The following is a 1,250-nucleotide window of genomic DNA, read 5'->3' as shown; positions in this document are numbered from 1 at the left end:
TAGGCAAAAGTAGTCGAAACAGTGATAGAGACTAGGATGTAGAAGCAAGTTGTGAACCTTCAAACAAATGGTAAAAGGTAGAAAGCCCTCGCCAGAGAGTTTTCAAGCCAGGTTCGCCATCTCCGGTACGGGCCAAAAATCCACCCAAACGTGCAATCCAAATCAGAGCTTGGCGAAGAGTAGGAGGTTTTTTCGAGCGGTTTTTGGGTTGAAATTTACGTCGCAAGAGCTTCCATTCCTGTGGAGAGAAAACTACTTGGCAAGAAGCATCGGGATTAAGTCGAGCTTGATAAGTTAACCACATTAATCGCCAAGCAACAATGTTATAAGTAGCCAGTGCTTTGAGTAAACGCTCTCTAGTTTGAAGTTGAAGTTTTTCTCGTGCGTCAGCCACTTTTAAGGGTAAAGTGAAAGCGTTCGATGAGCCATCGATAACTATACCACTGCACGCATTGCCAAGCTTTTTGGAAGTCGTCAATTGGTAGAGTTGTGAGCAACAACCAACGAATAGGTTGACTACCATCAGCCGGTTTCTCAGTTTCTTCTACCAGTAGTACGTTGATTTCCACTGGATGGAGATTGTGGGGTTTGGGATGATGTTGAGGCACTTCCAAAGTGACTCTTATCCCTCGGATTTGTAATGATGCCTGACGAGCTGGACGTTTGGGATTACGCTCTAAGTTGATGGTCATTGTACCTAAAATTGGTCTTTGTTCAATCATCGGTAACAGATATCCCATCTCCTCTTTAACCCTGCGATTATACTCTCCTCGAATCAGTAATTCGCTATTAGCAGAACGCTTTTGGGCGAATAACTCGAAGATATCAGCCTCACGATCTGCAACATGTATGAGCTTGGCTTTTTCCGCTAGTCCTTCTTCAGCTCCCTTAACTGTCTCTAACCATCGATAACTTTCTTTTTCTTGAATCGCTTTTTTCTTGCGTTCTTTTTTCAAACCACTCCTGTGCTTTCTGGTCCAACTCTGTTGATGTAGCAGTCCTAATGGTTTTCCTTTGGCACTGACCGCTATACAGCTATGAACTTTAATTCCTTGTTGAAGGGTCTGATTTATATATCCCAAACCTTTTGTGGCTTCATGTGTCGTATACTCCAAGTCGGTCGTGTCCTGTATTGCCAGCACTACTCCTGCTTCCACACATCTCCTCACTACGCCTTCCTTGTGTGAAGCCAATATTTGTGTTCTTGTCACTTTCTCATTTGACCAAAATCTGTAAATACTTTGCCTGTT

The 1,250-nt window shown here is 43.4% G+C and carries 2 protein-coding genes; both read right to left on the bottom strand.

From position 1 onward, the window contains the following. Positions 1-31: 31 nt before the first annotated feature. On the bottom strand, positions 32-394 hold the full coding sequence (locus F6K51_RS37600) for an IS4 family transposase (RefSeq protein ID WP_293031355.1): 363 nt from the start codon (positions 392-394) through the stop codon (positions 32-34). After that, positions 387-1,211 carry an IS4 family transposase gene (locus F6K51_RS37595; protein WP_293031358.1) on the bottom strand — a complete coding sequence of 275 codons (825 nt, stop codon included), beginning with the start codon at positions 1,209-1,211 and terminating at the stop codon, positions 387-389. The genes F6K51_RS37600 and F6K51_RS37595 overlap by 8 nt, the downstream gene beginning before the upstream one ends. Between the last annotated feature and the right edge of the window lie 39 nt (positions 1,212-1,250).

Origin of the sequence: Moorena sp. SIO3I8, assembly GCF_010692325.1 — a bacterium.
Taxonomy (GTDB): domain Bacteria; phylum Cyanobacteriota; class Cyanobacteriia; order Cyanobacteriales; family Coleofasciculaceae; genus Moorena.
The sequence above is the reverse complement of the archived record's forward strand: the minus strand, read 5'-3'. Positions and strand labels throughout refer to the sequence as shown.